Here is a 25,435-nt window from a genome sequence, read left to right on the forward strand (position 1 = left end):
ATGTTATATGCCTGTGGCCATTTCTACAGCTCTGCGAAGTGCTGCAATTTTATTATTTACTTCCTGCATTTCATTTTCAGGGATAGAATCGGCCACAATACCCGCTCCTGCCCTATAATGCAATTCATTATTTTTACTCATAAAAGTACGGATCATGATGGCATGGTTAAACGTATCGTTAAAGCCCATATATCCGATGGCACCGGCGTAAAAATTACGTCCTAAGCCTTCATACTTGTCAATCAGCTGCATGGCGCGGTATTTTGGCGCACCGCTCAAGGTTCCTGCCGGATACGTATCCGCCACTACTTTAAAAGAAGAAACCCCTTTTTGCAGGTTCCCGCTTACTTTAGACACCAGGTGAATCAAATGAGAATAATATTGTACTTCCTTGAATGATTTCACCGCTACCCCACTACAATGTCTGCTCAGGTCGTTTCTTGCCAGATCAACCAACATCACGTGTTCTGCGCTTTCCTTAGGATCCTGTTCTAGTTTTTTGGCCAGTTCTGCATCCTCTTCATCATTTCCGGTACGTTTAAAGGTTCCGGCAATCGGGAAGATATTGGCGACATTGTTGTTGATGGTGATCTGTGCTTCCGGAGAAGAACCGAATAACTTGAAGTTTCCATAGTCGAAATAGAAAAGATATGGAGAAGGATTGATCGAACGTAAGCAACGGTACACGTTAAACTCATCGCCTAAAAATCCTTGTTTAAATGCTCTTGAAGGTACAATCTGAAACACATCACCTCTTAAAATATGTGTTTTCATTTTATCAACAATGTCCATGAAACCCTGATCAGTTAGGTTAGAACTTTCTTCGCCAATAGTTTTAAAACTGTATTCCGGGAAGTTTTTATTCTGAACCAGGTATTCCATTTTCGCAAGATCATCATCCTCATCTCCGTTAAAAGTATTTTTAAACAGGGTCACTTCGTTCTTAAAGTGGTCGATGGCAATGATATAGCGATAAATATGGTATTGCATTTCCGGGATCTCCTCACCCTCAGGAGAAGTCGCCCCGAAAGTAATATCTTCAAAATGCTGGATCGCATTCCAGGTGAAATAACCAAATAAACCGTTAGAGATATAGCGCGTATTTTCTACTACGCCCGGCTCGAATTGCTGCTTAAATGCATCAATCTCTTCGCGGAGAACAAAGTTCTCTTTTTCTTCTTTTTTTCCATCAGGAAAGTAAGTAGAAAGGATGCCGTTTTTCAAAACGATCCCGGCCACCGGCTGGGCACACACATAACTCACCGAGTTCTCGCGACTATGGTAATCAGAACTTTCCAATAGAATGGTATTCGGAAATACATCCCTCAGCCTCAGGTAAATGCTTACCGGAGTGGTGGTATCCGCAAGACGCTTTTTGTAAGTGGTGTTAATGATATAATTCTTCATCTTAAATCTTTGTTTTCAACAGTGTGCAATTGTTTTTCATTGGGATATCATTGTTTTTCAGTTGTGATGAAGCTTGCATATCAGCAGGTTTCATCAACGTCGTTAAAAAAATTTTATAACAAAAAACCCGACGTGTGGTTACGTCGGGTTATAAGTGTGGTTTGGTTTAGGTTGATAAACTATAATGTACACGAAGCTACGACGAAACTCTTTTCAGAATTACTGCGCCATTGCCAAGTATGTATATTGTTAATCATGTGCAACAAAAATATAAATAAATCTTACAACACCAAATTAAATTGTGAAATTTTATGAGACACCCCAAAATGTTCTTGTCGGATCAATCTGTATCATTTGAATGATAGAAGCAATGATAACGATCAATCCAAGACCAAAATAAAGGGCTATAGTGCGGTGTTTACCTGCTGCATCCTCAATACGTTTCGATCTTGCATTGCCAACAGTCACTAAAATAGCGGCAAAAATCATCATTCCGATATGTTCCATTTTCCAATATCTAATCCCCGCTTCTACCAGTGGACTCATGAAATATAAGCCTAATCCAAATAAAATTTGGACGTGTACCGCGATTAGTGCGAAAACATTTAATTTTCTATTTCCTTCTGTATATGGTTTCTTACCTAACCATCCAGCCAATGCCTGAATAATGGCCAATACCAGAAAAATTAAAACCAGGTAACGCCATCCTGAATGCGCGCTTTTCAAAATATGATAAATCTTATCCATAACGAGTTTTTTTTTCAAACTTAGCTAATAAAAAACAGTTTAAAAAAAAGGAAAATTAGTAATCGATATTTAAAACCATTTTAAACTATAGAAAATGGGCGGATAATCCGGCTTTTTAGCTTCAATTCACAATTGAATAGAGGATATCCACATTTTGTGGTTAACCGGACAGTTTTACCCGGCTGCAATTCACAATATCTGGTAGGCTTTCCACATTTCCGACTAAATCTTACTGTTTTACACAGCGATCTTCCATAAGATGCGACCGACAATCCACAATTCCCCACCAGCTTTACACATTTGTGGACAAAACCTTACATAATTGTGGACAACCGCGCTCCCTTTGGTTGGTAAAAAATAGGTTATAAACAAATCCTCCCACTTTTTTAGGTTAGATTTAGCTACTAAAACTAAATTTTTATGAAGAAAACTCTACTCTCCGTAGCGTTGATTTTTTCTGGCAGCCTGGTATTTGCACAGCAAACCTATCCGGTAAACGGATCTTACGACATCAGGCCGGGAAATTACGCTTTTACCAATGCAAATATTGTGGTCAATGCCAGTCAGACGATTCCCAACGGAACCCTGTTGATTAAAGGACAAACTATCCAATCGGTAGGATCCGGAACCGCTGTACCGAAAGGCTATGTGGTGATCGACCTCAAAGGGAAATTCATTTACCCTTCTTTGGTGGATGCTTTTTCTACGTATGGTGTACCCGAAAGCAGCAGAACCTTAACCGGAGGCACGCGTCAATCGATATTTACCTCTACAAAAAAAGGAGCTTATGGCTGGAATGAAGCCATCAGACCGGAAACACAAGTCAACGGAATATTTTCAATTGATACTAAAAAAGCTGATGAACTGCGTAAAGCAGGATTTGGTAGCGTAAACGTGATCAACAGAGACGGGATTTCCCGTGGAACCTCCTCCGTGGTTACTTTAAGCGACGAAAGAGAAAACAGCACGATGCTGAAACCGGAAGCCTCCGCCAATTATTCTTTCAATAAAGGAACTTCGCAAAATGACTACCCAACTTCCTTAATGGGCTCCATTGCCCTGTTGCGTCAAACCTATTACGATGCAAATTGGTATGGCAAACAAAAGGAAGAATACAACATTTCTCTGGAAGCTTTTAACAAACAACAGGCTATCCCTCAGATATTTGAAGCCGATGGCTGGCAAAATATTCTCCGTGCTGATAAAATCGGAAAAGAGTTTGGCAAACAGTATATCATTAAATCTAATGGTGATGAGTATCAGCGCATTGAGGCTGTAAAAGCAACTGGTGCCAGCTTAATTATTCCCATCAACTTCGTTAAAGCCTACGATGTGGAAGATCCAGCAGATGCGAGAAACGTGACTTTAGCACAGATGAAAGGCTGGGAAATGGCCCCTACCAATCCGGGAATTCTGGAAAAAGCAGGCATCAGATTTTCGTTAACGCCTTACGGCTTAGATAAAGCCGCTGATTTCTGGGCCAATATCCGCACAGCAATAGACAATGGCTTAACCCAAAAACAAGCGCTTTTAGCCATTACAGAGATTCCAGCAGCGATGATCGGTGTGTCCGACAAAGTAGGAAGCCTGGAAAAAGGTAAACTGGCCAATTTCATTATCACTTCCGATAGTCTCTTTAAAAAGACCAATATCGTATTGGAAAACTGGGTACAGGGTAAAAGATTTATCACCGGAAAAAAGGATGAAAAAGATACGGTAGCGAAAACACCAGCTAAAAAAGACCTGGAAAAACCAGTACTCAATGCAGGTACACTGATTTATCCATTTACGGCTTTCGGCACAGCGAATCCTATCGGACAGGAAAGCGTGTTGTTAAAAAACGCAACGGTCTGGACGAATGAAAAAGAAGGAATCCTTCAAAATGCGGATGTATTGCTGGAAAACGGCAAAATTAAAGCAGTAGGGAAAAACCTGAGCGCAGGCAATGCGAAAATAATTGATGCGACAGGGAAACACATTACCCCGGGAATGATCGATGAACATTCCCATATTGCTGGCACAGGCGGGATCAATGAAGGCGCACAATCTTCCTCTGCGGAAGTTCGGATTGCGGATATCATCAATTCTGAAGACGTGAATATCTACCGTCAGCTGGCTGGTGGGGTCACTACTTCTCATATCCTGCATGGCTCGGCAAATCCGGTTGGCGGACAAGCGCAGCTGATCAAACTTCGCTGGGGAAAACTGCCGGAAGAATTGAAATTTGCAGGGGCAGATGGCTTTATCAAATTCGCCCTTGGTGAAAATGTGAAGCAAAGTAATTTTGGAACAGGAGCACGTTTTCCGGTGACCAGAATGGGTGTTGAGCAGTCTTTTGTAGACGAGTTTACCCGCGCAAAGGAATATAAAGCGGCATTAGCTGCTAAAGGGAATAACGTTCGCAAAGATTTAGAGCTGGATGCGATTGTCGAAATACTGGACAATAAGCGTTTCATTACTTGTCATTCTTATGTACAGTCTGAAATCAATATGTTGATGAACGTGGCCGACAGTCTGGGCTTCAAAATCAATACGTTCACCCATATTCTGGAAGGTTATAAAGTGGCCGACAAGATGAAGGCGCGTGGCATCAATGCTTCGACGTTCTCCGATTGGTGGGCATATAAAATGGAGGTTGCTGAAGCGATTCCTTACAATGGAAAAATCATGCACAATGTGGGTATTACCACAGCTTTCAATTCTGATGATGCAGAAATGGCGCGTAGGTTGAACCAGGAGGCCGGTAAAGCGGTCTTATATGGTGGCGTATCAGAAGAAGATGCCTTGAAGTTTGTGACCTTAAACCCTGCTAAAATGCTCCATATTGACAACAAAGTGGGCAGCTTGAAAGCGGGCAAAGATGCAGACGTAGTGATCTGGTCGGCAAATCCCTTGTCGATTTATGCAAAAGCAGAAAAAACTTTTGTAGATGGTGTTGCTTACTGGGACCTCAATCGCGATGAGCAGCTGAGAAAAGATCAGCAGATTGAACGCGCAAGAATCATTAAAAAAATGCAGGAAAGTAAGGGTAAAGGTGGAAAAACACAGCGTCCAACGGCTGAAAGTCCGCGGATGTACCATTGCGAAACCGTAGAAGATTATGCTATGGAATTAAACGAATCAGAAAGGACACATGCTCATGAATAAATATATTTTAACCGTATTCCTTACCGCAGCGGCAACGGTTTCCGCTTTCGCACAGGCGAATATTTCTCCGGCTCCGGCACAAAGCAAGCTTACTTATGTGTTGGGTGCCAAATTACACCTCGGCAATGGCAGTGTCATTGAAAATGGCTACCTGATTTTTGATCAGGGAAAGATCACCGGAATTGGTGATGCCACGGTAGTTCGTCTGGATATGAGCAAAGGAAACCTGATTCAGGCGAATGGAAAACACGTATATCCGGGCTTTATTGCGCCGGTTACTAACTTAGGACTGACAGAATTTGAGTCGGTAAAAGCGACCTTAGATTTTGCCGAAATTGGCAACATTAACCCTCATATCCGCTCTATTATTGCTTACAACACGGACTCTAAGGTTCCGGCAACGCTAAGAAGTAATGGTATTTTGATGGCACAGGTTACGCCACAAGGCGGTATGGTTTCCGGAAGTTCGTCTGTTGTACAGCTCGACGCCTGGAACTGGGAAGATGCAGCCATTAAAAAAGACGATGCGATGCACATCACCTGGCCGGTAGTACCTAAAGGTAGAGGTGGTTTTGGCTTTCGCGGTCCGGTAATCACGCCTGATGTGCTGAAAGAAAGGGCACAAAATGCCATTAATGAGCTGGATCAGCTGTTTGCAGAATCGAAAGCTTATGCAGAAACCGCCAAACCAGCGGTGACGAATGCGCGTCTGGCTGCCATGAGGAACCTTTTTAAGGGTACGCAACGCTTATTTATCAATGTAGATCAGGAGAAAGATATCATTGCAGCAGTGAATTTTGCGAAAAAATATCAGGTCATTCCGGTAATTGTCGGTGGAGATGAGGCCTATCTGATCACTGATTTCTTAAAGCAAAATAACGTGTCGGTGATTGTAAAACAGCCACATGCTTTGCCAAATTCGGTGGATGATGATGTGAATATGCCTTATAAAAATGCAGCCGTATTGGCCAATGCAGGCGTAAATGTGGTGGTCAGTATTGATGGCTACTGGCAACAGCGCAACCTTCCTTTTATGGCAGGAACCGTTGCTGCATGGGGTTTAGATCCTGAAAAGGCATTACAAACGATTACTTTGAACACGGCAAAAGTGTTGGGTATCGACAAAACCACCGGAAGTTTGGAGCTTGGCAAAGATGCTACGTTCTTTATCTCTTCCGGCGATGCACTCGATATGAAGAGCAATCATGTGGAACAGGCTTTTATTCAGGGAAGAGACATCAACCTGGATAACCTCCATAAACAGCTGGACAAAAAGTTCAGTGCAAAGTATCAAATGAAACCTTAATTTTTTAAACGGTTTATCCGGCGGCTGTTTTTTCACAAAACAGCCGCTTTTTTATGTCTGAAAAACAAGGTGGTTAAGCCTTGATGACCTATTTCATTAATCAGAACAATTATAGGGAGGAACTGGTTTGGGACTGGTCGGAAAGAGCGCTTAGTTGCGAGAGGGTTGCCTAACCCTTTGGAAAGGGTCTGGATAGTAAAAGGTATACCAAAGTACCAGCAACCTATACCGAACCCTTTCCATACCCTATCCGAACATGCCACTCTTCCCGACCACAACCCGACCACAAACACTATTCTGAATTTATCTGATTCAGGAGGCCGAAATGATCATGCTTTACCTAAAAAATGGCATAAATCTACGTTAACACAAGGTTTTTAAAAGCGTGTTTGTAGGATTGATTGGAAAATTTAAAAGAAATGGATTTGATGATGCTTTAAAGAAAAGGAGTTTTGATAGGAAAGGCGTTAAAAAGAAAGTGACCTCATCCAAGGTCACTTTTTTTTAACTAACTTATTATTCATAAAAAAACTGGCTGTTGGGGAAGGAGTCGAACCTTCAAGGGGTAGTTAGCTATAGTTCAAAATCAATTGTGGTCAACCCATAAACTACGTTTATCCCATTAATCCCCACCACCGAGACAAGGAGGCGTGTCTGCCAATTTCACCACCCAACAAAATAAATAAAGTACAATCTTCTGAGTTTTAAGCGTTAAGTCGTAAATTTCCAATGCACCTTATATTAGATCTGAAAAACTTACCACTCAAAAACTCATGGCTGTAGGGGAAGGAGTCGAACCTTCAAGGAGTAGTTAGCCCTTACGGGTTTTCCATATTCTCCACCACCGAGACAAGGAGGTGCGTCTGCCAATTCCACCACCCTACAGGATATAAGCAAATGTTAAAAGAACGATTATTTTTTGTTTCTTGCTTGATACAAATGTAACAACAACCCGATTATGTTGCAAATATTTTAATCATTTTATTTTATTATTACCATATTAATAATTATATTTGAATATCGTTAACAAATATCAAAATCATGCTTAAAAAAGAAAGCCAAAATTTAGAAATTGATAACCTGGATATTGACATTTTAAAACAGTTGATGCAGGATGCGACCAAACCTTATACGGAAATCGCTAAAGATCTGATCGTTTCCGGTGGAACCATCCATGTGCGAATGAAAAAATTGCAGGAAATGGGCATTATTAAAGGTTCTCATTTGATGATTGATCCGCAAAAAGCAGGATATGATATCTGTGCCTTCCTGGGAATCTACCTGGAAAAAGGAATTCAATATAAAGATGCAGTCGCACAACTGAGTAAAATCAAGGAAGTAGTAGAACTACATTACACAACCGGTGCCTATAGTATGTTCGCCAAAATCATTTGTAGAGATACCAATCATTTGAGACATGTACTAAATGAAGAAATACAGGCGGTAGAAGGTATTCAACGTACGGAAACGCTGATCTCACTGGAAGAAAGTATCAGAAGACAGATTGAATTGTAATTCAATCTGTTTTTCTATTTATATATTAAGTATATGATTTTCGCAGGCTAATAAAAGAGCAGAGATTATATACTCAAAGAGAATGCAGGTGACATCAATTCCTGTTCAGCTCTTGGAATTCCAATTTCATTAGCAATAGACCTCCAACCCCTAACCGCAAAAATAACCTCCTGTATAATTATATTCATTTGTTCCTCGTTCAATTGAAAATATATGCCAACGCTCTTTGCAAGTTCAAAATCCAGGCTATTATTATGAGTATCCACATTTATGGCTAATCCATCTTTTTCAATTGAAGGATTGATATCGTAAGCTGGCGAAAGCCGCCAACCATCCTGATCTAAAAGAAAACCATGATTACGAAGGTGATCATCGGTGTTCGAGATAGCCATACTAAATACTATTCTTCTCCAAAGCTGATGCAAGTCTTTCTCAATATGTGTTGTTCCGGAATACTGTAAGAATTCTGCAATATCCAGATAACTTGGTGTTGAATCCCGAATAAGGTCCTCATTGTTTCCAGTCATAGTCATAGCCGAGGCAAAATGTATTCTTTCTGCCCCAACGCGATCAAATCGCTTAGACAAAAACGTCCTGTATGGACCCTGCACTTTTACCAACCTGCATTTTGGCATCTGTAGCCCTGCATTGCAGCCCAACTTATAGGCAAGGTATTCCCAGGCAGCTTTATCTGTAGTATCACTTTTTGAAGGAAACTTTGCAATAAATAAATTACCATCAGCATCAAGAATGCTCGCTTTTGGTCTGGCTCCACCAAGAGATGAGCCAGGAGCAATCAACATCTGCATCCATTTATCACTTTTTTTCCCATCTGCATCTTCCTCATACAACCTTGCGCTCTCCTGTAATGCATTTATATGGGCTATTGGTGGTGCAGGATTTTCAAGATTATCATCTAAAAATGCCCCGTCAGGATCTTTTTTAAACCGTAATGCTCCCATACGTGTAAAGTCATGAACCCCAAGTAAGAAATCCAATTCATACAACGTTGGTACCAGAGTCCCTTGAGTTAATGCATATTGAGCGGCTCTTCGCTGCATTAGCCTCCTCCCCCAGGTATCCGGCATAGAATCCATAAACACTCCAAAATTTTCCTTACCACCAGGGAATTGGGAGCCCTGGTACCATTGAATATCTGGATCCAAAAGAAACCTTGTCTTAGATGTCAGCCATTTTTTATCATAATCAAAGCTAAACACCTTTCTACCTTTACTTTGGTGTGCTGATAAAACACCAATACACTCCGGACTCTCCAGCCCCTGCCAATGGGCGTATACCCAGATATCTGTTTTATCGGTTGCCATTATTTCAGTAAATCAAGATCCTGTAATTTCTTACCCAGCTCGTCGTCTGCAGCAAGTTTAAGAAAGTCTTCATGTAGATTGAGCGATCTCAATACATTAAAATAAGACCCCATTGCGACGCTTGGACTCCCTTTTTCAATAGCCCGAAGTGTTACCCTATCTATACCTGAACGTTCCGCAAGCTGAACAGCAGTTAGTTTTCGACGCTTCCTCGCCAATTTTATATGCTCACCCAATAAATCCAGAATTTTCTGGTGTTTGGGAAATACCACGATCTTTTTTGACTTCATAATGGTGAATACTTTCACCAAAAATAACAAAAATGGAAGTAATATTCACCATTTCATTTTTTAATAAGCTGTAATAGCCAAATCCCCTCCAACAAAAAAGGTCCGGCAATTACGCCGAACCCTTTCTATTTGATCTCAAATCGCAAGATCAATCTATATTGTTATTTAAACATATTTTTCAAAGCTTCCAGTTTCACCTGTAAATCGCCTTCTGCTGCTGCTTTTCCTTTTTGTTCCGGTTTATGAGCAGATTTTGGTCTGGCACCACCTGTATTAGCCGGTTTCTGGAAAGTCTTGCTACGTTCTTCTGGTTTTCCAGTTGTTTTAGGCTTCGCCTCCCCGGATTTCATCGATAAAGAAATACGTTTTCTTGCCGCATCTACCTCTACAACCGTTACTTCAACCTTCTGATGCACTTTGACCACATCATTAGGATTGGCTACAAAGCGGTCTGCCAGCTGACTGGTATGCACCAAACCATCCTGATGAACACCTATATCCACAAATGCGCCAAAGTTGGTAATATTGGTTACAATGCCAGGAAGTTTCATTCCTATCCTTAAATCTGCGATTTCATTAACCCCATCTGTAAAGCTAAAGGCCTCGAATTGCTCCCTTGGATCTCTACCTGGTTTTGCCAATTCGTTCATGATGTCGTTTAAAGTCGGCAAACCGATCTCTTCCGTTACATATTGTTGCAGCTTGATTTGTTTTCTTAATTCCGCATCTTTTACCAGTTGCGCAACGCTACAATTCAGGTCTCTGGCCATTTTATTCACCAAAGCATAACGCTCCGGGTGAACGCCACTCGCATCCAGGATCTGTGCTGCATCCCTGATTCTCAGGAAACCCGCAGCCTGCTCAAATGCCTTACCGCCTAATCGAGGCACCTTTTTCAGGCTTTCTCTATTTTTAAACGCGCCATTTTCATCTCTGTAGGTCACGATATTCTGCGCCAATTGTGGGCCCAGACCGGAAACATAAGCCAATACCTGCTTAGAAGCAGTATTTAACTCTACCCCTACCGCATTCACACAGCTCATCACGGTATCATCCAGCGACTGTTGCAATTTGTTCTGATCCACATCGTGCTGATATTGACCGACACCAATAGATTTAGGGTCGATTTTTACCAGTTCCGCTAATGGGTCCATCAATCTTCTGCCGATAGAAACGGCCCCACGAACGGTAATATCCTGGGTAGGAAACTCTTCACGTGCCACATCCGAAGCGGAATAAATAGAGGCCCCGTTTTCATTTACCATCACAATCATGACTTCCGGAATCTGTAAACCGCGGACAAACACTTCTGTTTCTCTTCCGGCCGTACCATTTCCGATAGCAATGGCTTCTATCTGGTGCTTTTTGCAAAGCTCAATAATTTTATCTGCTGCGTTTTTCACATTCCCTTGTCCGGTATGTGGGTATATCGCTGTATTTTCTAATAGTTTTCCTTGTCGGTCTAAACAAACCACCTTACATCCGGTACGGAATCCAGGGTCGATAGCCAACACGTTTTTCTGTCCCATTGGCGCGGCCAATAACAGCTGTCTTGCATTTTCAGCAAAGACACGAATGGCTTCGATATCGGCTTTCTCTTTAGAGAAAGAACGGATTTCGGTTTCCATTGCTGGTCCTAAAAGACGTTTGTAAGAATCCTGAATTGCCATTTTCACTTGTTTCGCCGCCGGAGAATTCCCTTTCAGGAACTGCCCTTCGATGATGGAAATTGCGCCTTCTTCTTCCGGCATGGTTTCCAGCTTCAAAATCGCTTCATTTTCCCCTCTTCTCATGGCCAGCACACGGTGTGATGGTGCCACTTTTAAGGGCTCCTCCCATTCAAAATAATCTTTATACTTGATCCCCTCTGCTTCTTTTCCTTTCATTACGGAAGATTTAAAAGAAGATTTCTGCTGAAAATACTGACGCATTGAAGTTCTCACTTCCACATGCTCATTTACAATTTCCGCAATGATATCTCTTGCACCTGCAAGGGCTTCTTCGATAGAATTTACACCGAGTTCCGCATTTAAAAAAGCATTAGCGTCCGAATCCGGATTTCCTTTTCCTTGCTCCAAAAGCGTAAGCGCCAATGGCTCCAGCCCTTTTTTACGTGCTTCAGAAGCTCTGGTTTTGCGTTTAGGTTTGTAAGGAAGGTAAATATCTTCGATTGCGGTGATATTGGTTGCTTCATTGATCTGACGCTCTAGTTCAGGGCTCAGTTTATCCAGTGCGCTTAAAGCTTTAAGAATCGCTTCTCTACGCTTATCCAGCTCGCGAAGTTGTTGAAATCTATCGCGGATTGCCGCTACCTGAACTTCATCCAGACTTCCGGTCATTTCCTTCCGATAGCGGGAAATAAAGGGTACAGTTGCACCGGCATCTAACAATTCGATGGTTGCAACAACCTGTTTTTCAGCTACCGAAAGCTCGGCAGCGATTATTTTGGAATGATGACTCATTTAATGATCTTTTGATATGCTAACGTACAATTGCGGCCAAAATTAAGACTAACAATTGGTATCCTAAAATAAAAAAAATCCCGTTGGTAAATACCAACGGGATCCTATATTAACGATGTAATGTGTAACTTATTTTGCTACGTACATCACTTCTTTTACTGCTTTAATCACTCTTTCAGCGTTAGGTAAACTAGCCGCGATAAGTGTTGGAGCGTATGGAAGTGGAACGTCAGCGCAAGTGATACGTAAGATCGGAGCATCTAAGAAGTCAAAAGCATTCTTTTGAACATTAAACGCGATCTCAGAAGAGATAGAAGCCAATGGCCATGCCTCTTCAACTACCACTAAACGGTTGGTTTTCTTTACAGATTCGATGATGGTTTCATAATCAATAGGACGTACCGTACGTAAATCGATTACTTCAACACTGATTCCTTCTTTAGTCAACTCTTCAACAGCCGGGTTTACTACGCGGGTTAACATTTTACCGAAAGTAACAATCGTTACATCAGTACCTTGTTTTACCACATTAGCTTTTCCGATAGGAAGGTAATATTCTTCTTCAGGAACTTCACCTTTATCACCATACATCACCTCAGATTCCATGAAAATTACTGGATCCGGATCAATAATAGCTTGTTTTAACAGACCTTTAGCTTCGTAAGGAGTAGATGGAACTACTACTTTTAAACCCGGGCAGTTTGCAAACCAGTTCTCAAAGTTTTGAGAGTGCTGTGCACCTAGCTGACCTGCATTTCCGGTTGGGCCACGGAATACGATCGGAATAGAGAATTGACCCCCACTCATTGAAAGCATTTTGGCTGCACCGTTAATAATCTGATCAATGGCAACCAATGAGAAATTGAAAGTCATAAATTCTATGACCGGAACTAATCCATTCATTGCTGCGCCAATACCAATACCGGTAAAGCCCATTTCGGCAATAGGAGTATCAATCACGCGTTTGTCGCCAAACTCGTCTAACATACCCTGACTTACTTTATAAGCACCATTGTATTGCGCTACTTCTTCACCCATCAAAAAAATGTTCTCGTTTTTACGCATTTCTTCACTTAGGGCTTCACGTAACGCTTCTCTAAATTGAATTTCTCTCATTGTATATTCAAATATTAACTGATGGCAAATATAACCATTGTAAATTAATTATAAAGTAGTGTTTTAATTACACTGTGTTTTCCGCTGATTTGTCTTCGTTTTCGGAGGGTTCACCGAAATGAATAATGTTGCCATTATTGTCCAAAATCGAGAACTGACGCATTCCCCAGGGCATTAAAGCCAGCTTTCCGTTCGGATGGATAATCCCTTGTTGCTCGTATTCCTGATACAATTGCGCAACATTATTTACATTAATATAACAGCCTGTATGCTTTGGAATGGCCGGATCTTCGGTAAACCAGAGGTGAATGAACACTTGTTCCCGACTGAAAATCAGGTAACCATCCCATTCAGAATGGAAGGTAAAGCCCAATTTTTGGGTGTAAAAAGCAATGGTTTCTGCTGAATTACAGAAGGCCAGAATAGGAACCGCTGATCGTAACATAGGCGTTGTTTTTTAGGTTAATTATTTTCCACAAAGGGTGAGATAAGGGCAATACATGCAATTTTCTGCTACCGTAGTATGCTTAAAAGGAAGCTCCGGATTGAATAATTCTTCTAGTTTTTCGCGTAATAACGTCGTAAAACTGCCTTTTAATTCTTCCAGATGCTCTGCTTGTAAAAGCACTCTCTTTCTGTTTTCTTTTAGATAGAACAAGGTGCCCTCTTCCCGCATTTTACGCACGATGTAAAGGTTGGGTTCTACGCCGGAAATACCTTTCGCCTGCTCATATACATAGGTATAGAACAAGGTTTGCACCAGGGCTTTATTCTGCTTATCACTCTCGCTGTCAAACAGTTCATCAATAGAAGAGAAACCAACTTCATCCCTTCCGGTTTTGTAATCCACAATCCTGGTGACCCCGTTACGTTGGTCTACCCTATCAATAATGCCAAATAAAGTAAGCTTCCTTTCTTCTCCTTTTACCTTAATCGAGAAGGTGATCACGTAATCATCCGCATTTTCCAGTTCTACCAGCGAAAATGGTGCCTGCTGCTCGTCATGATCCAGAATTACATTGGCATATTCGGCCACAATAGCCAGCATGACCTGCTGCATACCATTGTATTCCGACATCCGCTCGTCCTTATTAAACATCACTTTTGAGAACGCAACTTTGCACATTTCTGTGAGCTGTTTCCTGTTTTCGGCAATACGTTCTTTAGTGATATAGGGGCTTTCATCCTTTAATTTCTGGTAAAAATTCTCCAGCACAAGGTGTAAAGTAGATCCAATACTGTTGGCTTCGAGGTTTTCTGCCAGCTCTTTCGGCTCTTCTACTTTAGCAATGTATTTATAGAAAAACTGAACCGGACAATTGAGGTAAGTGGTTAATCTGGTAGCCGATAACCGAACCGGATCCTGTTCCTGATTGTCCAGATAAGTATATAAACGCCTTAAAACTTCCCCTTCTTTTTTAATATCAAATTCTACTTTCGGCTCAATAGCCAGAGATTGCGACTGGTCGAAATATTTAAACGTATAGCCACTTTCAAATTCCAGCTGTTTTAAAAAGCGACTGGGTTCGCCGGTATTGCTATCATCTGCCTGGCCGTTATACACCAGACTTACCTTTCTGGAACGCTGTAATAACCGGTAAAACATATAGGCAGAAATCGCGTCCTGGTTTTCGATAACCGGTAACCCATAGGCCCTGCGGATACTATCAGGGATGAAACTAGGCGAAACATTAATCTGTGGAAGGATGCCTTCCGTAACACCAAGTACATAAACATGCTCGAAATCCAGGCTCCTGCTTTCCAGTAATCCCATCACCTGTACCCCTTGTAAAGGCTCTCCGCTCAATGGAACCGCAATGCCCTGCACCGCTTTTTGCATCAGCGAAAGCACAAAAGAAAGGGGCAGATGTGCCGCATAATCTTCTAAAGTATCGTGTAATCTGTTGAGTTCTTTTAAAGTAGCGCCAAATAAATCAGCTTCCGTTTGCTTTAAAGTCTGTTCTTCCAGTTGTCTTTCCAGTATCATTTTGAAAACCTGTTGCAGGTGTTCAATAGCCGTTAATCCTTTATCCACTTTCGCGAAAAACAAGGTAGATAAGGGATCTTTTTGCAACGTTTTTACCGGAACATCAATCAATTGATCTCCCAGGATTTCCTGTTGTATGGCATCCCTCAAAGCAGGTAAAACGCCTGTTAAAGGATGGGAAAGGAAAGCTTCTACTTCTCTGTAATAGATGGTGTCTTTTTTACCTTCAATCAGTTGCGCCTGTACGCTTAACCATAGATCGGCAAGACCGAAAATGGAAGTCGCCAATAAAGGATAGCCCATCGTGACGTTCAGTTCGATGTTGGAGACGCCAGCAGCATGTTGATATTTGGTCGGAATGGTTTGTAAAACCGGCAACAACAAGCTTTCATCCGCAAGAATCAGTGCAATTTTACCTGCATTGTCTGCAACATCCAGTAATGGATAATCCTGCAACAATTCCTGATGAAGAATCTTTGCCTGCGCCGTTTGTCCCTGCGTTTTGTAGACATTTATTTCTTTCTGCTGATCTCTAATCAGGTCTTTTGCTGCGCCTAAAGCATTGGGCAAGCCCAGTTTCTGAATATTTTTTCTCAGGAATAAACCGGCTTCCTGAGTGTCATCATCCATATAGTATTTGTCGACATCAAAATAGAACAAGGCTTTTTCATCTTTATTCCATCTTTTGAAAATTACCGCTTCCGCATTACTGAGGGCATTGAAACCCGCCAGCACAATTTTTCCGGCTTTAAAAGCATCGGTAAATTCCGGTAAATCGGCTTTTCCTTCTGCCAGCTGGCGATAGATATAAGCCATCGTGGTATAGCCTTTTTCCCTTAGTGCCGCATGAAATCCGCGGTAGAGTTTAGGCATCCGTCTCCACATGCGGATAAACTGTTCCTGGTGGTATTGTTGCTTTCCGGAAGAAAATGACGACCAGAACTGCTCTAAAAACTGCTGCTGTTCTTCGGTCAGGTGTTGGAAATCCTTTTCAATCACCGCAATATCTTCCAACTCCTGAAACAGCTGATCTGCCTCGACAAGATCATTGTCTATCTGTGAAAAATCACTCAGAATAATCCTGGCAATCGGGTAGAAAACATCGGGATTCAGCGGTTTTCCGCCTTCTTCAATAATTAGCTTATTGTATTCTTTTAACAGGGTGAAAAACTGCGTAAAGCCATCCGCCACCTGCAAATGGGTAGACAGCGCAAAAAACTCCTGAATGGTGAAGAAAGAGGGTGCCCAAAAAGGCTTCCTCAGCGTATCTGCCAAATGGTTTTGCAGGTATGGCACCGGTCTTTTATTGTTAAAAACTACTGCGGCATGGTGCAGATCCGAACCCAATCTTTTTACTAAATCTTCTGCAACTTCTTTTAAAAACGCCTTCATCTTTACACTGATTTTAAGGTTGCACTATGTGCATAAAACAAATAGGTTTTTACCTTCTGGTAGCCCATTGCCAATAACAAGTCGCGGTATCCGTACACTTGTTTGATATGTGAATCGCTCTCTTTAAGCGTAAATTTATAGTCAATTACAATGACCTCATTTCCGGAGATCAGCACTTTATCCGGTCGGTACATTTTTCCGCGGATATCAATAATGCTCTTTTCATTGATGGTTTCTTTGCTGGTTTTTAGCAGGGCCTGTAATTCTGTATGTGCCAATACATTACCCGCTTGCCGGCGTAGAGAAGGCAATTCTTCTGCTTTAAAAAACCCTTCATTGAGCATACTGCTGAGTGCCGTTTCCATCTCTTCCAGATCGGAAGATCTGGCAAGGACTTCATGTAAAATCGTCCCTTCCCTACCGGCATTGGTGCCGGTCAGCATTTCCAGTTCTTTTCTTTTGAGCTTGTTATTGAAAACTTCTGAAAGCCTTTCGGAGGTTGGGTATTCCTGGAGATTGATGAGCGTTGGCGCGTTTTCTTCTATTGATTTCGACTTGCTCTTTTTAATCACCGGCACATCTACAAAAAAGCGACCATCTTCGTCCAGCTGATCCTTTAAAGTCATCGCCAGAACATCGCCTATGGTGCTTACGGTATCTGTTTTTTTGCCCAGACAAGTGATATACAGGTACTCTTTTGTCCGCGTGGTGGCTACATATAACATGTTTAGCGCATCCATATTATTGTACAGCAATTCCTCATAATAAGGGATGGCTACGGCCGATTGTCCGAGTTCTTTATTGTATTTCAAAGGAATACTTTGCAACTGGTGATAAGGGGTATTTGCGGTGGGCACCCAGAAGACCCCATTGGGTTTCCCATTGATTTCCCAGTTACAAAACGGCACCATAACCACTTTAAAGGCCAGTCCTTTGGATTTATGAATGGTGATCACTTGTACCGCATCGGTGCTTTCTGAGGAAGGTAAAGTTTTTCTTTTCCCCTCTTCGTCCCAGTAAGTCAGGAAGGCCGTGATGCCCTTTTCTCCTTGTCGGGCGAAATTCCCTGCAAGGTCTCTTAAGGCAAATAAATACGGTAAATAGGTGGCATGTATGGCCTGACTCAAGCCATAAGCATGGATCAGTTTTTCCAGCAATTCCGGCAATGGCTGCTGCATCCAGCTCTTCCAGTTTTCACAAAGTTCGGGCGGAAGGATGTCGGTTAAATGCTCCAGACCTTTAATTTTCAGGTTAAAAAGCTGATCCGGAAGCACTTCTACTTCCCTGAGCTGCGCATAAAGGCTGATGATATTCGCTTTATATAAAGCGCTGTTTCCGGGGATTCCTGCCATCACTTTTAAGGTGTTGATCAGGATTTTTACCGCGGTATTATTTTCAATTAATAAGGCTTCACCGGAGATCACATTGATGTTGTTTTCCATTAAAGCGTCTACCACGGCTATGGCTTCCGAATTGGAGCGCACCAATACACAAGCATCGCCTGCTTTATAGCGCTTTTCTTCCAGAATAAGGCGTTTTAAGGTTTCTACCATGCGCCTTAAAGCTTCCGGTTTGAAGCCTGGTCTGCCCAGCGCTTTACCATCGGCATCGGTTTTTAACACCGAGAAATCAATAGCTCCACCTTCCGCAGTTGATGGGGTCATCTTTTGTTCTACTTCGGCATATACGTCTGTCATGATGTGGCTGAAGCCTTTTTCTTCCCACCAATCCGCTAGTTTTTGGTTGGTAGCTTGTTCTCCGATCGTTTCATTTAAGCGGCGTTGCATGAGAATCGGCAGCGCTTTAAACAGGGTATTGTTGAAGGAAATGATGTTTTCTGTACTCCGGTAATTCTCTTCCAGATTTGCGGCAACAACATAGGTATCGCCAATATCTTTCTTTGCCTGTTGGTGGAGGATGTTCCAATCCCCGTTCCTCCAGCGGTAAATGGATTGTTTTACATCGCCAACGATCAAATGATCAATCAGTTTACCATTGGCTTCTGCCATCGCATTTTTCAATAGTGGCTTAAAGTTGCCCCATTGGTTGGCAGAAGTATCCTGGAACTCGTCAAACAGGAAATGTCGGTATCGGCTACCGGTTTTTTCCCAGATGAAAGCAGGGTTATCATCATCTTCTCCGGTAATTCCTTTCAGTAAGTTTTGCGCATCGCTGATCAGCAGATTGCCACTTTCCTGTCGGTAAGTTTTCAGTAAAACCGCCATTTCCTGCATTAAACGCAGGTAGTACAAGTTTTTCTGAAAGGCCAGCGCAAGGATATAATCCGGCAGGCCATTGATATAATGTTGGTATAATTGATCGAGAACAGGATTTAGCCTATAGTACAAACTATCGTCGGCACCTGGTTTAAACCACTCTTCGGGTTCATTAATTAGTTTCGCAATGTTTCCAATTTTCTCAAAATCACCATCGGAAATCTTAGCGATTGCCAGCAATGGCGACCTCGATTTTCCTTTGAGCTGATCTGTGGCAATATTGGCTTCTTCAAATAGATTTGTAGCACGTAAAGCGAGTTCTTTAAGCTGTGTTTCAAATAAATTGATTTGCTTTTTGGTCGATTTACTGTACTCCCCAAACATGACGTTAAGGTCGTTATGCTCAATTAAGTCCTGAATGGCATTGTCGAAAGGCTGATAACGCTCTTTGAAAATCTCACCGGCAAGGTCGGTCAGCTCATTTCTATAGTTCCAGCTTACATTGTTGCTGATGCGGTCTAAAGCGAGGTCGATAATCCACTGTAAGAGGTTTGGATTGTGATCCATTTGCTCGTCGAGTTTATCGGCAAGTTCGTTCTTTACCTTTTCAAAATTCATCTCCAGGGCATAACCGGAATCGAGTCCCAGTTCAAAGGCAAAGCCCCTGATCACCTTTTGGACGAAGCCATCAATCGTACTCACCGAAAAGCGACTGTAATCGTGCAGGATTCTCTTATATATCTTCTCCGATCTTTCCTGAAGCAGGGCTTTATTGAGGTCGGGATGTGCTTTTAAGACCAATACCCGGTAGCTTTCTACGTCTTCCTGGCCCAGCGCAAAGCCTTTCAGCACCTCCATGATCCTGGTTTTCATCTCTTCGGTAGCCTTATTGGTAAAGGTTACGGCAAGAATTTCCCGGTATTTGGTTTCTCCGGATAATAAAAGGGTCAAATAATGGGCTGTAAGACTGAATGTTTTACCAGATCCGGCGGAAGCTTGTAGTATTTTTAGCGGCTGTTGAGGCATTAGGTAAAGCTAAAGGATTCTTGCGAAGTTTCCACAAAATAGTAGTCTAGTAGATTAGTGGATTAATTTTATACTCAGATTACAAAAAGCTGTGAATAGTTTTATATTTTTGGATTTAGTATATCTTTTAGGAGATATCAACACAGATACTAAGCATAAAATAAATACAGGTGTATCAAAAATAAATACCATGAAGAAACTAGCATTATTACTTTTTGCGTTTGTCACCATTTCTGCCAGCACCTTCGCTCAGGAGACAAAAGAAGCTGTTAAAATCTATAATCCGGCTGCAAATGCACAGGCCGACCTTAATGCTGCGATAGCCAAAGCTAAAAAAGAAGGTAAACATGTATTTGTTCAGGTAGGTGGAAACTGGTGTTCCTGGTGTATCGCTTTTCACAATTTAGTAGACCATACTCCGGAGCTTAAAAAGTTGCTGAACGACAATTATGAAACGGTATTGATCAACTATAGCAAGGAAAACAAAAACGAAGCGGTATTGGCGAAATTGCAAAATCCCGGACGTTTCGGCTTTCCGGTATTTCTGATTCTTGATAGTAATGGAAAACTTTTACATACTCAAAACTCGGCTTATCTGGAAGAAGGAAAAGGTCACAGTGTGAAAAAGATCACAGAATTCCTGAAAAACTGGAATGTTGAAGCTTTGAAGCCGGTCAGCAGCAAATAACAGCTGGTCAACAGCAAATAACAGGGTTTTAAAATCATAAAAAAAATGCCCCGGCAATTTCTAAATTACCGGGGCATTTTTTTTATGGTTTTAATCTTTTACTCGCCGTCTCCGTATTTAAAACTGGCATTTACCGTAACTGGTAATTTACCAGAAGGTATCAATTGATTTTTAAATACTGCTGATGCTGCACGTTGCATAAAGTCTTCCTTTTGATAAGCGACCAGCAAGACCTTGCTATTTTCAAGGCCAGGTAGGGCGGCAATATTGTAAGGATTGGCGAACAAGGCAAACATGGCGTTTTTATTTGCCATGTCTTTAATAAACATTTTCAGGTCTGCAGTTAGCACCATCCCATTTCCGGGGCGGTTACGGGTATCATGGATTCCGATAATCACCTGATCAAAATGCCCCATTCCTCTTAATACTTTAGCAATGTCATTCGCATTTGCCGTTTTATCCAGGGTATAAAAAACAGCGTTTTTATAATATTTACCCAAATCCTGCTGGAAAGTGGTTACCTCTGCCGTTCCAATACTGATGATTGCAGTTCTCTTTTGAGCAGAAAGTGTTTTCAGGTAGGATTTCCCCCTCAACAAGGTCATAGAGGCATCTGCAAGCTGTTGTAGCAATACTTTACTCTCTGGTCGGTTTACTTCCGCATACACATTGTTTTCATTTACCGTGTCTTTCACATTTAAGCCCGCCCAATATTTAGCCGTCAGGATTTTCTTTACACTCTCATTGATACGTTCCATAGGAATACGGCCTGATTTCACCGCTTTTCTAACCAGCTTAATCGCCCTTTCGCTATTTTCCGAAAGCTCCAGAATGTCATTTCCGGCTATGATACCCATCACATCGGCCTCGCCGTCTTTAAAGTATTTTACAACTCCTTTCATGCCCATGGCATCAGTAATAATAATGCCTTTAAAGCCCAGTTCTTCTTTTAAAATCCCGGTAACAATTGGTTTGGATAAGGTAGAAGGCATATTCGGGGTATTGTCTAAGGCCGGTATATTCATGTGCGCGATCATCACCCCTGCCGCTCCTTCTTTAATCAATTCGCGGAAAGGATAAATCTCCAGACTATCGAGTCTTTCTTTTGAAAAAGGCACCTTGGGAAGGTCGTAATGAGAATCTACATCGGTATCGCCATGACCAGGGAAATGTTTTAAGCTGACCAATAGTCCGCCATCCTGCATCCCCTTCATATAAGCGGAAGCTTTAGCGGTTACATTGTATTTATTTTCACCAAATGATCTGTAATTGATCACCGGGTTTTTCGGGTTATTATTTACATCTACATCGGGTGCAAGGTTCATGTGCATTCCGATACGTTTATAGTCTTTGGCCACTTCCTGACCCATTTTATAGATCAGTTGTTTGTCCTGAACGGCCCCTAAAGCCATTTGATAAGGGTAAGAAATGGTGCTGTCTAAGCGCATTCCCAATCCCCATTCTCCATCAGAAGTAATCAATAAAGGTACACGGGCCAGGGCCTGATATTTATTGGTTAAAATGGCTTGCCGGCCGGGACCTCCCTGAAAAAACACGAGTCCGCCGATACGTTCTTTTTTAACCACTCTGGCTATAGAATCCTCGAAAACCTTGCCCATATCCGTATGCGCCCGCACAAAAAACAACTGAGCAATTTTCTGGCGCCTGTTTAATTTCTTAAACACAGAATCGACCCATGGATTGGGCATAGACGACATTTCTATATAGCTTTTTTGTTGCTGCTGTGCTTGAAAGGCGGCTGGTTTTAATGGTTGCGACTGTTGCGCCTGAACTACAGAAAGGCTGGTTAGAGCGCAAAAGAAGGCAAGGATAGGGTACTTAAATTTCATTGAGCTGGTATTCGGTTAAATCTCAAATATATATAAAAAACAGGGAGAATGTGGCGGCAAGCCAATGGTAGCCGCTAAAGTATATAAACCACAAAAGCCTGTATCGTTTGTGGCGATACAGGCTTCGGTAATTAATCGGTATTAAAGTAATGTTGGAGATTACCGAATTATACGGTCTTCCCTAAACCTTTAATATCAGGTATTAAAAAGTATAACCTAATGATAAGGCGAAACCTTTATTTTTCAATTTATCCTGGTTTAAATCATCATTAAATGATTTTTGAAAGTCCATTGCATATCTACCATTCACATTGATATTAGGCGTAATGTTATATCCAAGACCGATTACACCACCTGCAATTGATTTTTTATAATCTTTTTTGTTGGTAAAGCTATCTCCTACCTGTTCGCCATTCACCTTAAATGAAGATTCCTGAGAAAGTAAGAAGGAAGCCTGAGGACCAGCAAAAATGGTCAGTTCCGGAGTTGGTCTGAAACCAATCAGAATCGGTACATCCAGGTAACCTACTTTAGCATCAAATTCTGCAGTATTTCCAGCAAAAGTTTCTTTAACCTTAGCACCTTTTTGGGAGTACATTACCTCCGGTAAGAAGGCGAAACCACCACCTAAAGGTAGATCTGCGTACACACCTGCCTGAAATCCTACTTTTGAATCTGTAGAATAATTTTGATCACCAATAGAGATCTTACCCATATTCATCAGATTGGCTCCGGCTCTGATACCGAACCTGATCTGATCATTTGCTGCACTTTGTGATTGTTGTGCCTGCGCTTTGAAGGCTATACTGCTCATCGTTAGACCTAACCCTAAAATGAATACTTTTTTCATAGTTATTGATTTTAATTATTTTTAAAATTCGGACAGGCTATTGTAATAACCATGCCAAAAACTTAATTATCAGGGTGAAAAAGAGCGATTAAGGACAGAAAAATCCGCTGACTATCAATATATTAAAGTCAGAAAGCGCTAATCCGATTGCTTTGTTCCATTTGTAGTTAATTGTCCGGAATTTAACACACACGTCATATACCGGATTCATGCAGCAGCGAAGGTTAGCTCAGGAAAGGGCTAAAAAAAAAGGAATGCCGGTTAAAGCATTCTTTTTTTTATGACAATTTCATTTGTACAGCTAACTCAAATTTAGCTGTGCTTAGAATTTTACACCCATACCAATCGAGAATACCTGATTTTTGTATTCCGGAGTTCTGTTTCCTCCATGCTCATTATTTTTCTGGAAATCCAGTGCATAACGACCGTGAAGATCAACTTTGTCATTGATATCGTATCTAAAACCAATTACACCTCCTAAAAGGCTCTTTTTAAACCTGTCTGAATCTTCATTGTATTCTTCTTCTACAGTTGGGCCGAAATTGCTTGAGTACTTGTTTTTAGTAGAGGTTAAGAAGGAAACCTGAGGTCCTACAACCAGGTTTAATCCTGAACCACCTACATTAATCGTCGCTAAAATTGGAATATCTACGAAATGAGTGGTTTGTTTGAACTCACCAAGTGGTGTTTCCAATTTATATCCTTTAGTCGAATACAAAAGCTCAGGAGTGAATGCCAGGCCTTTGATCAACATAATATCTAAGGTAAGACCGGCGTTAAATCCTGGGTTTACTTTAGTTTTATAGTCGTTATTTCCGTCTCCTTTGATAATATTAGGAACGTTTAGTCCGGCCTTGATCCCAACTCTGATTGGGCTCTGTGCATTTACAGCACCGGCGGTGAATAGGCAAATTGCCAGAATAATGATCTTTTTCATAATGTGTGTTTTTATTCAAGGGCCTTAGAAAGAAATGTGCCAAATTGTGATGGCAAAGATATGATGACTTTGAAAACCGGTGTTGAAACACTCATTTGAAGCGTTTTACCCCTCCGAAAAGAAAATCAGGGGAGGCAGAAACAGGGCCTTCCTCCATCTCCTATAATTGTATCAAATTTGATACAATTAATCTTAGCTACACCTCTTTTTAAAAACTGCTGTTTATATACCAGGCCAGTTTAAATAGCCAGGGTAAAAGACCCGTCGTTTGTTTATACTTACGTATAATTGCGCTTAGTACATTAAAAAACTTAAATCTATAGAAATGTCGGAATTTTCGGCCGAGGTGATCGGTACTATGTTAATGATACTTTTGGGAAATGGGGTAGTCGCGAATGTCGTCTTATCCGGTACTAAAGGAAATAATGGCGGCTGGATCGTCATCACTACAGCCTGGGCGCTGGCTGTATTTGTAGGCGTAGTTGTTGCCGGGCCATATAGCGGTGCGCACCTCAACCCTGCCGTTTCTGTTGGCCTTGCCATTGCCGGAAAATTCAGCTGGGCAAAAGTTCCAATGTATGTAGCCGCCCAGTTTATCGGCGCATTTTTAGGCGCATTTCTGGTTTGGTTAACCTATAGAGACCATTATAAACCGACGGAAGATCAGGGCGCAAAACAGGCCACTTTCTGTACCGCTCCAGCGATTAAAAACAAATGGTCAAACCTGATCTCTGAAATCATAGGCACATTTGTGCTGATTTTCACGATTCTTCACTTTACAGATGCAGTATTAGGCAGCGAAAAAACAGCCATAGGATTGGGGTCACTCGGTGCAATACCGGTTGCTTTTCTGGTTTGGGTGATTGGATTATCGCTGGGAGGAACCACTGGTTATGCCATTAATCCGGCAAGAGATTTGGGTCCGAGGATTATGCATGCTATTTTGCCAATTTCAGGAAAAGGTGATAGTGGCTGGTCTTATGCCTGGGTTCCTGTGCTTGGTCCGCTACTTGGCGCTACGCTTGCTGCCTTACTTAACCTATACTTACATCAGGCCTAAATTTGCTATCAAAAAAGAACAGGGTGTATCATGATACACCCTGTTCTTTTTTATACTTGTCTAAGCTTATCCTGAGGGAAGCCCCCCATTTCTTTATTGCTTTTGAAACTGGCT

The 25,435-nt window shown here is 41.7% G+C and carries 17 protein-coding genes and 2 tRNA genes; 5 read left to right on the forward strand and 14 right to left on the reverse strand.

Annotated elements, in window-relative coordinates:
* Nucleotides 1-3: 3 nt before the first annotated feature.
* A complete protein-coding gene (locus tag R2Q66_RS14220; RefSeq protein ID WP_316750070.1) occupies nt 4-1,407 on the reverse strand; it encodes an anthranilate synthase component I family protein in 1,404 nt (467 codons plus the stop codon).
* Nucleotides 1,408-1,716: 309 nt separating this feature from the next.
* Entirely contained in the window at nt 1,717-2,154 is a 438-nt protein-coding gene (locus R2Q66_RS14225) for a cytochrome B (protein ID WP_316750071.1), read from the reverse strand.
* A gap of 420 nt (nt 2,155-2,574) precedes the next feature.
* Here R2Q66_RS14225 and R2Q66_RS14230 point away from each other — a divergent pair, with 420 nt between their 5' ends.
* Nucleotides 2,575-5,301 (forward strand): amidohydrolase family protein, encoded by a 2,727-nt coding sequence (locus R2Q66_RS14230; RefSeq protein ID WP_316750072.1) that lies wholly within the window; start codon nt 2,575-2,577, stop codon nt 5,299-5,301.
* Nucleotides 5,294-6,607, forward strand: coding sequence for an amidohydrolase family protein (locus R2Q66_RS14235; protein WP_316750074.1), 1,314 nt, complete (start codon nt 5,294-5,296; stop codon nt 6,605-6,607). Before R2Q66_RS14230 ends, R2Q66_RS14235 begins: the two co-directional genes overlap by 8 nt.
* A gap of 532 nt (nt 6,608-7,139) precedes the next feature.
* Here the strand turns inward: R2Q66_RS14235 and R2Q66_RS14240 are convergent.
* Together R2Q66_RS14240 and R2Q66_RS14245 are read right to left on the reverse strand one after the other, a co-directional pair.
* Nucleotides 7,140-7,283: transfer RNA gene (locus R2Q66_RS14240), tRNA-Asp, on the reverse strand.
* 98 nt (nt 7,284-7,381) lie between these two features.
* A tRNA-Asp gene (locus R2Q66_RS14245) sits at nt 7,382-7,492 on the reverse strand.
* A 156-nt stretch (nt 7,493-7,648) separates the two neighbouring features.
* Between R2Q66_RS14245 and R2Q66_RS14250 the strand changes: the two genes are divergently transcribed.
* Entirely contained in the window at nt 7,649-8,122 is a 474-nt protein-coding gene (locus R2Q66_RS14250; RefSeq protein ID WP_182959096.1) for an Lrp/AsnC ligand binding domain-containing protein, read from the forward strand.
* Between the two features lie 65 nt (nt 8,123-8,187).
* Here R2Q66_RS14250 and R2Q66_RS14255 read toward each other — a convergent pair whose 3' ends face one another.
* From R2Q66_RS14255 to R2Q66_RS14285, 7 genes are all read right to left on the reverse strand, one after another.
* Nucleotides 8,188-9,447 carry a HipA domain-containing protein gene (locus tag R2Q66_RS14255; protein ID WP_316750078.1) on the reverse strand — a complete coding sequence of 420 codons (1,260 nt, stop codon included), beginning with the start codon at nt 9,445-9,447 and terminating at the stop codon, nt 8,188-8,190.
* Nucleotides 9,447-9,737, reverse strand: a complete 291-nt coding sequence (locus R2Q66_RS14260; RefSeq protein ID WP_316750080.1) for a helix-turn-helix domain-containing protein — start codon at nt 9,735-9,737, stop codon at nt 9,447-9,449. The genes R2Q66_RS14255 and R2Q66_RS14260 overlap by 1 nt, the downstream gene beginning before the upstream one ends.
* Nucleotides 9,738-9,898: 161 nt before the next feature.
* Nucleotides 9,899-12,199, reverse strand: coding sequence for a Tex family protein (locus R2Q66_RS14265; RefSeq protein ID WP_316750082.1), 2,301 nt, complete (start codon nt 12,197-12,199; stop codon nt 9,899-9,901).
* Nucleotides 12,200-12,328: 129 nt separating this feature from the next.
* On the reverse strand, nt 12,329-13,315 hold the full coding sequence (locus R2Q66_RS14270; RefSeq protein WP_316750084.1) for a pyruvate dehydrogenase complex E1 component subunit beta: 987 nt from the start codon (nt 13,313-13,315) through the stop codon (nt 12,329-12,331).
* 67 nt (nt 13,316-13,382) lie between these two features.
* Entirely contained in the window at nt 13,383-13,760 is a 378-nt protein-coding gene (locus tag R2Q66_RS14275) for a VOC family protein (RefSeq protein WP_316750086.1), read from the reverse strand.
* Between the two features lie 21 nt (nt 13,761-13,781).
* The gene (locus R2Q66_RS14280) at nt 13,782-16,694 is read right to left on the reverse strand and encodes a PD-(D/E)XK nuclease family protein (protein WP_316750088.1); all 2,913 of its coding nucleotides are present in this window, start codon (nt 16,692-16,694) and stop codon (nt 13,782-13,784) included.
* A gap of 2 nt (nt 16,695-16,696) precedes the next feature.
* Nucleotides 16,697-19,936, reverse strand: a complete 3,240-nt coding sequence (locus R2Q66_RS14285; RefSeq protein WP_316750090.1) for a UvrD-helicase domain-containing protein — start codon at nt 19,934-19,936, stop codon at nt 16,697-16,699.
* Nucleotides 19,937-20,126: 190 nt separating this feature from the next.
* Between R2Q66_RS14285 and R2Q66_RS14290 the strand changes: the two genes are divergently transcribed.
* Nucleotides 20,127-20,624: a thioredoxin family protein gene (locus R2Q66_RS14290; protein WP_316750091.1), complete on the forward strand. Its 498-nt coding sequence runs from the start codon at nt 20,127-20,129 to the stop codon at nt 20,622-20,624.
* A 98-nt stretch (nt 20,625-20,722) separates the two neighbouring features.
* On the opposite strand, the gene R2Q66_RS14295 is transcribed toward R2Q66_RS14290, so the two are convergent.
* The 3 genes from R2Q66_RS14295 to R2Q66_RS14305 form a co-directional block, all read right to left on the reverse strand.
* Complete coding sequence (locus R2Q66_RS14295) at nt 20,723-22,474, reverse strand: glycoside hydrolase family 3 protein (RefSeq protein ID WP_316750092.1); 1,752 nt, start codon at nt 22,472-22,474, stop codon at nt 20,723-20,725.
* A 202-nt stretch (nt 22,475-22,676) separates the two neighbouring features.
* Nucleotides 22,677-23,324, reverse strand: a complete 648-nt coding sequence (locus R2Q66_RS14300) for a porin family protein (RefSeq protein ID WP_316750093.1) — start codon at nt 23,322-23,324, stop codon at nt 22,677-22,679.
* Between the two features lie 322 nt (nt 23,325-23,646).
* Nucleotides 23,647-24,261: a porin family protein gene (locus R2Q66_RS14305; RefSeq protein WP_316750095.1), complete on the reverse strand. Its 615-nt coding sequence runs from the start codon at nt 24,259-24,261 to the stop codon at nt 23,647-23,649.
* Nucleotides 24,262-24,586: 325 nt separating this feature from the next.
* Between R2Q66_RS14305 and R2Q66_RS14310 the strand changes: the two genes are divergently transcribed.
* Nucleotides 24,587-25,321, forward strand: a complete 735-nt coding sequence (locus R2Q66_RS14310; RefSeq protein ID WP_316750096.1) for an MIP/aquaporin family protein — start codon at nt 24,587-24,589, stop codon at nt 25,319-25,321.
* The last annotated feature ends 114 nt before the right edge of the window (nt 25,322-25,435 follow it).

It is taken from the genome of Pedobacter gandavensis (assembly GCF_032677645.1).
In the GTDB taxonomy this organism is placed as follows: domain Bacteria; phylum Bacteroidota; class Bacteroidia; order Sphingobacteriales; family Sphingobacteriaceae; genus Pedobacter; species Pedobacter gandavensis_A.

What these genes read in the sequence shown, in the direction of transcription:
- R2Q66_RS14220 (WP_316750070.1), bottom strand. Translation starts at nt 1,407, where the DNA reads ATGAAGAATTATATCATTAACACCACTTACAAAAAGCGTCTTGCGGAT.
- R2Q66_RS14225 (WP_316750071.1), bottom strand. Translation starts at nt 2,154, where the DNA reads ATGGATAAGATTTATCATATTTTGAAAAGCGCGCATTCAGGATGGCGT.
- R2Q66_RS14230 (WP_316750072.1), top strand. Translation starts at nt 2,575, where the DNA reads ATGAAGAAAACTCTACTCTCCGTAGCGTTGATTTTTTCTGGCAGCCTG.
- R2Q66_RS14235 (WP_316750074.1), top strand. Translation starts at nt 5,294, where the DNA reads ATGAATAAATATATTTTAACCGTATTCCTTACCGCAGCGGCAACGGTT.
- R2Q66_RS14250 (WP_182959096.1), top strand. Translation starts at nt 7,649, where the DNA reads ATGCTTAAAAAAGAAAGCCAAAATTTAGAAATTGATAACCTGGATATT.
- R2Q66_RS14255 (WP_316750078.1), bottom strand. Translation starts at nt 9,447, where the DNA reads ATGGCAACCGATAAAACAGATATCTGGGTATACGCCCATTGGCAGGGG.
- R2Q66_RS14260 (WP_316750080.1), bottom strand. Translation starts at nt 9,737, where the DNA reads ATGAAGTCAAAAAAGATCGTGGTATTTCCCAAACACCAGAAAATTCTG.
- R2Q66_RS14265 (WP_316750082.1), bottom strand. Translation starts at nt 12,199, where the DNA reads ATGAGTCATCATTCCAAAATAATCGCTGCCGAGCTTTCGGTAGCTGAA.
- R2Q66_RS14270 (WP_316750084.1), bottom strand. Translation starts at nt 13,315, where the DNA reads ATGAGAGAAATTCAATTTAGAGAAGCGTTACGTGAAGCCCTAAGTGAA.
- R2Q66_RS14275 (WP_316750086.1), bottom strand. Translation starts at nt 13,760, where the DNA reads ATGTTACGATCAGCGGTTCCTATTCTGGCCTTCTGTAATTCAGCAGAA.
- R2Q66_RS14280 (WP_316750088.1), bottom strand. Translation starts at nt 16,694, where the DNA reads ATGAAGGCGTTTTTAAAAGAAGTTGCAGAAGATTTAGTAAAAAGATTG.
- R2Q66_RS14285 (WP_316750090.1), bottom strand. Translation starts at nt 19,936, where the DNA reads ATGCCTCAACAGCCGCTAAAAATACTACAAGCTTCCGCCGGATCTGGT.
- R2Q66_RS14290 (WP_316750091.1), top strand. Translation starts at nt 20,127, where the DNA reads ATGAAGAAACTAGCATTATTACTTTTTGCGTTTGTCACCATTTCTGCC.
- R2Q66_RS14295 (WP_316750092.1), bottom strand. Translation starts at nt 22,474, where the DNA reads ATGAAATTTAAGTACCCTATCCTTGCCTTCTTTTGCGCTCTAACCAGC.
- R2Q66_RS14300 (WP_316750093.1), bottom strand. Translation starts at nt 23,324, where the DNA reads ATGAAAAAAGTATTCATTTTAGGGTTAGGTCTAACGATGAGCAGTATA.
- R2Q66_RS14305 (WP_316750095.1), bottom strand. Translation starts at nt 24,261, where the DNA reads ATGAAAAAGATCATTATTCTGGCAATTTGCCTATTCACCGCCGGTGCT.
- R2Q66_RS14310 (WP_316750096.1), top strand. Translation starts at nt 24,587, where the DNA reads ATGTCGGAATTTTCGGCCGAGGTGATCGGTACTATGTTAATGATACTT.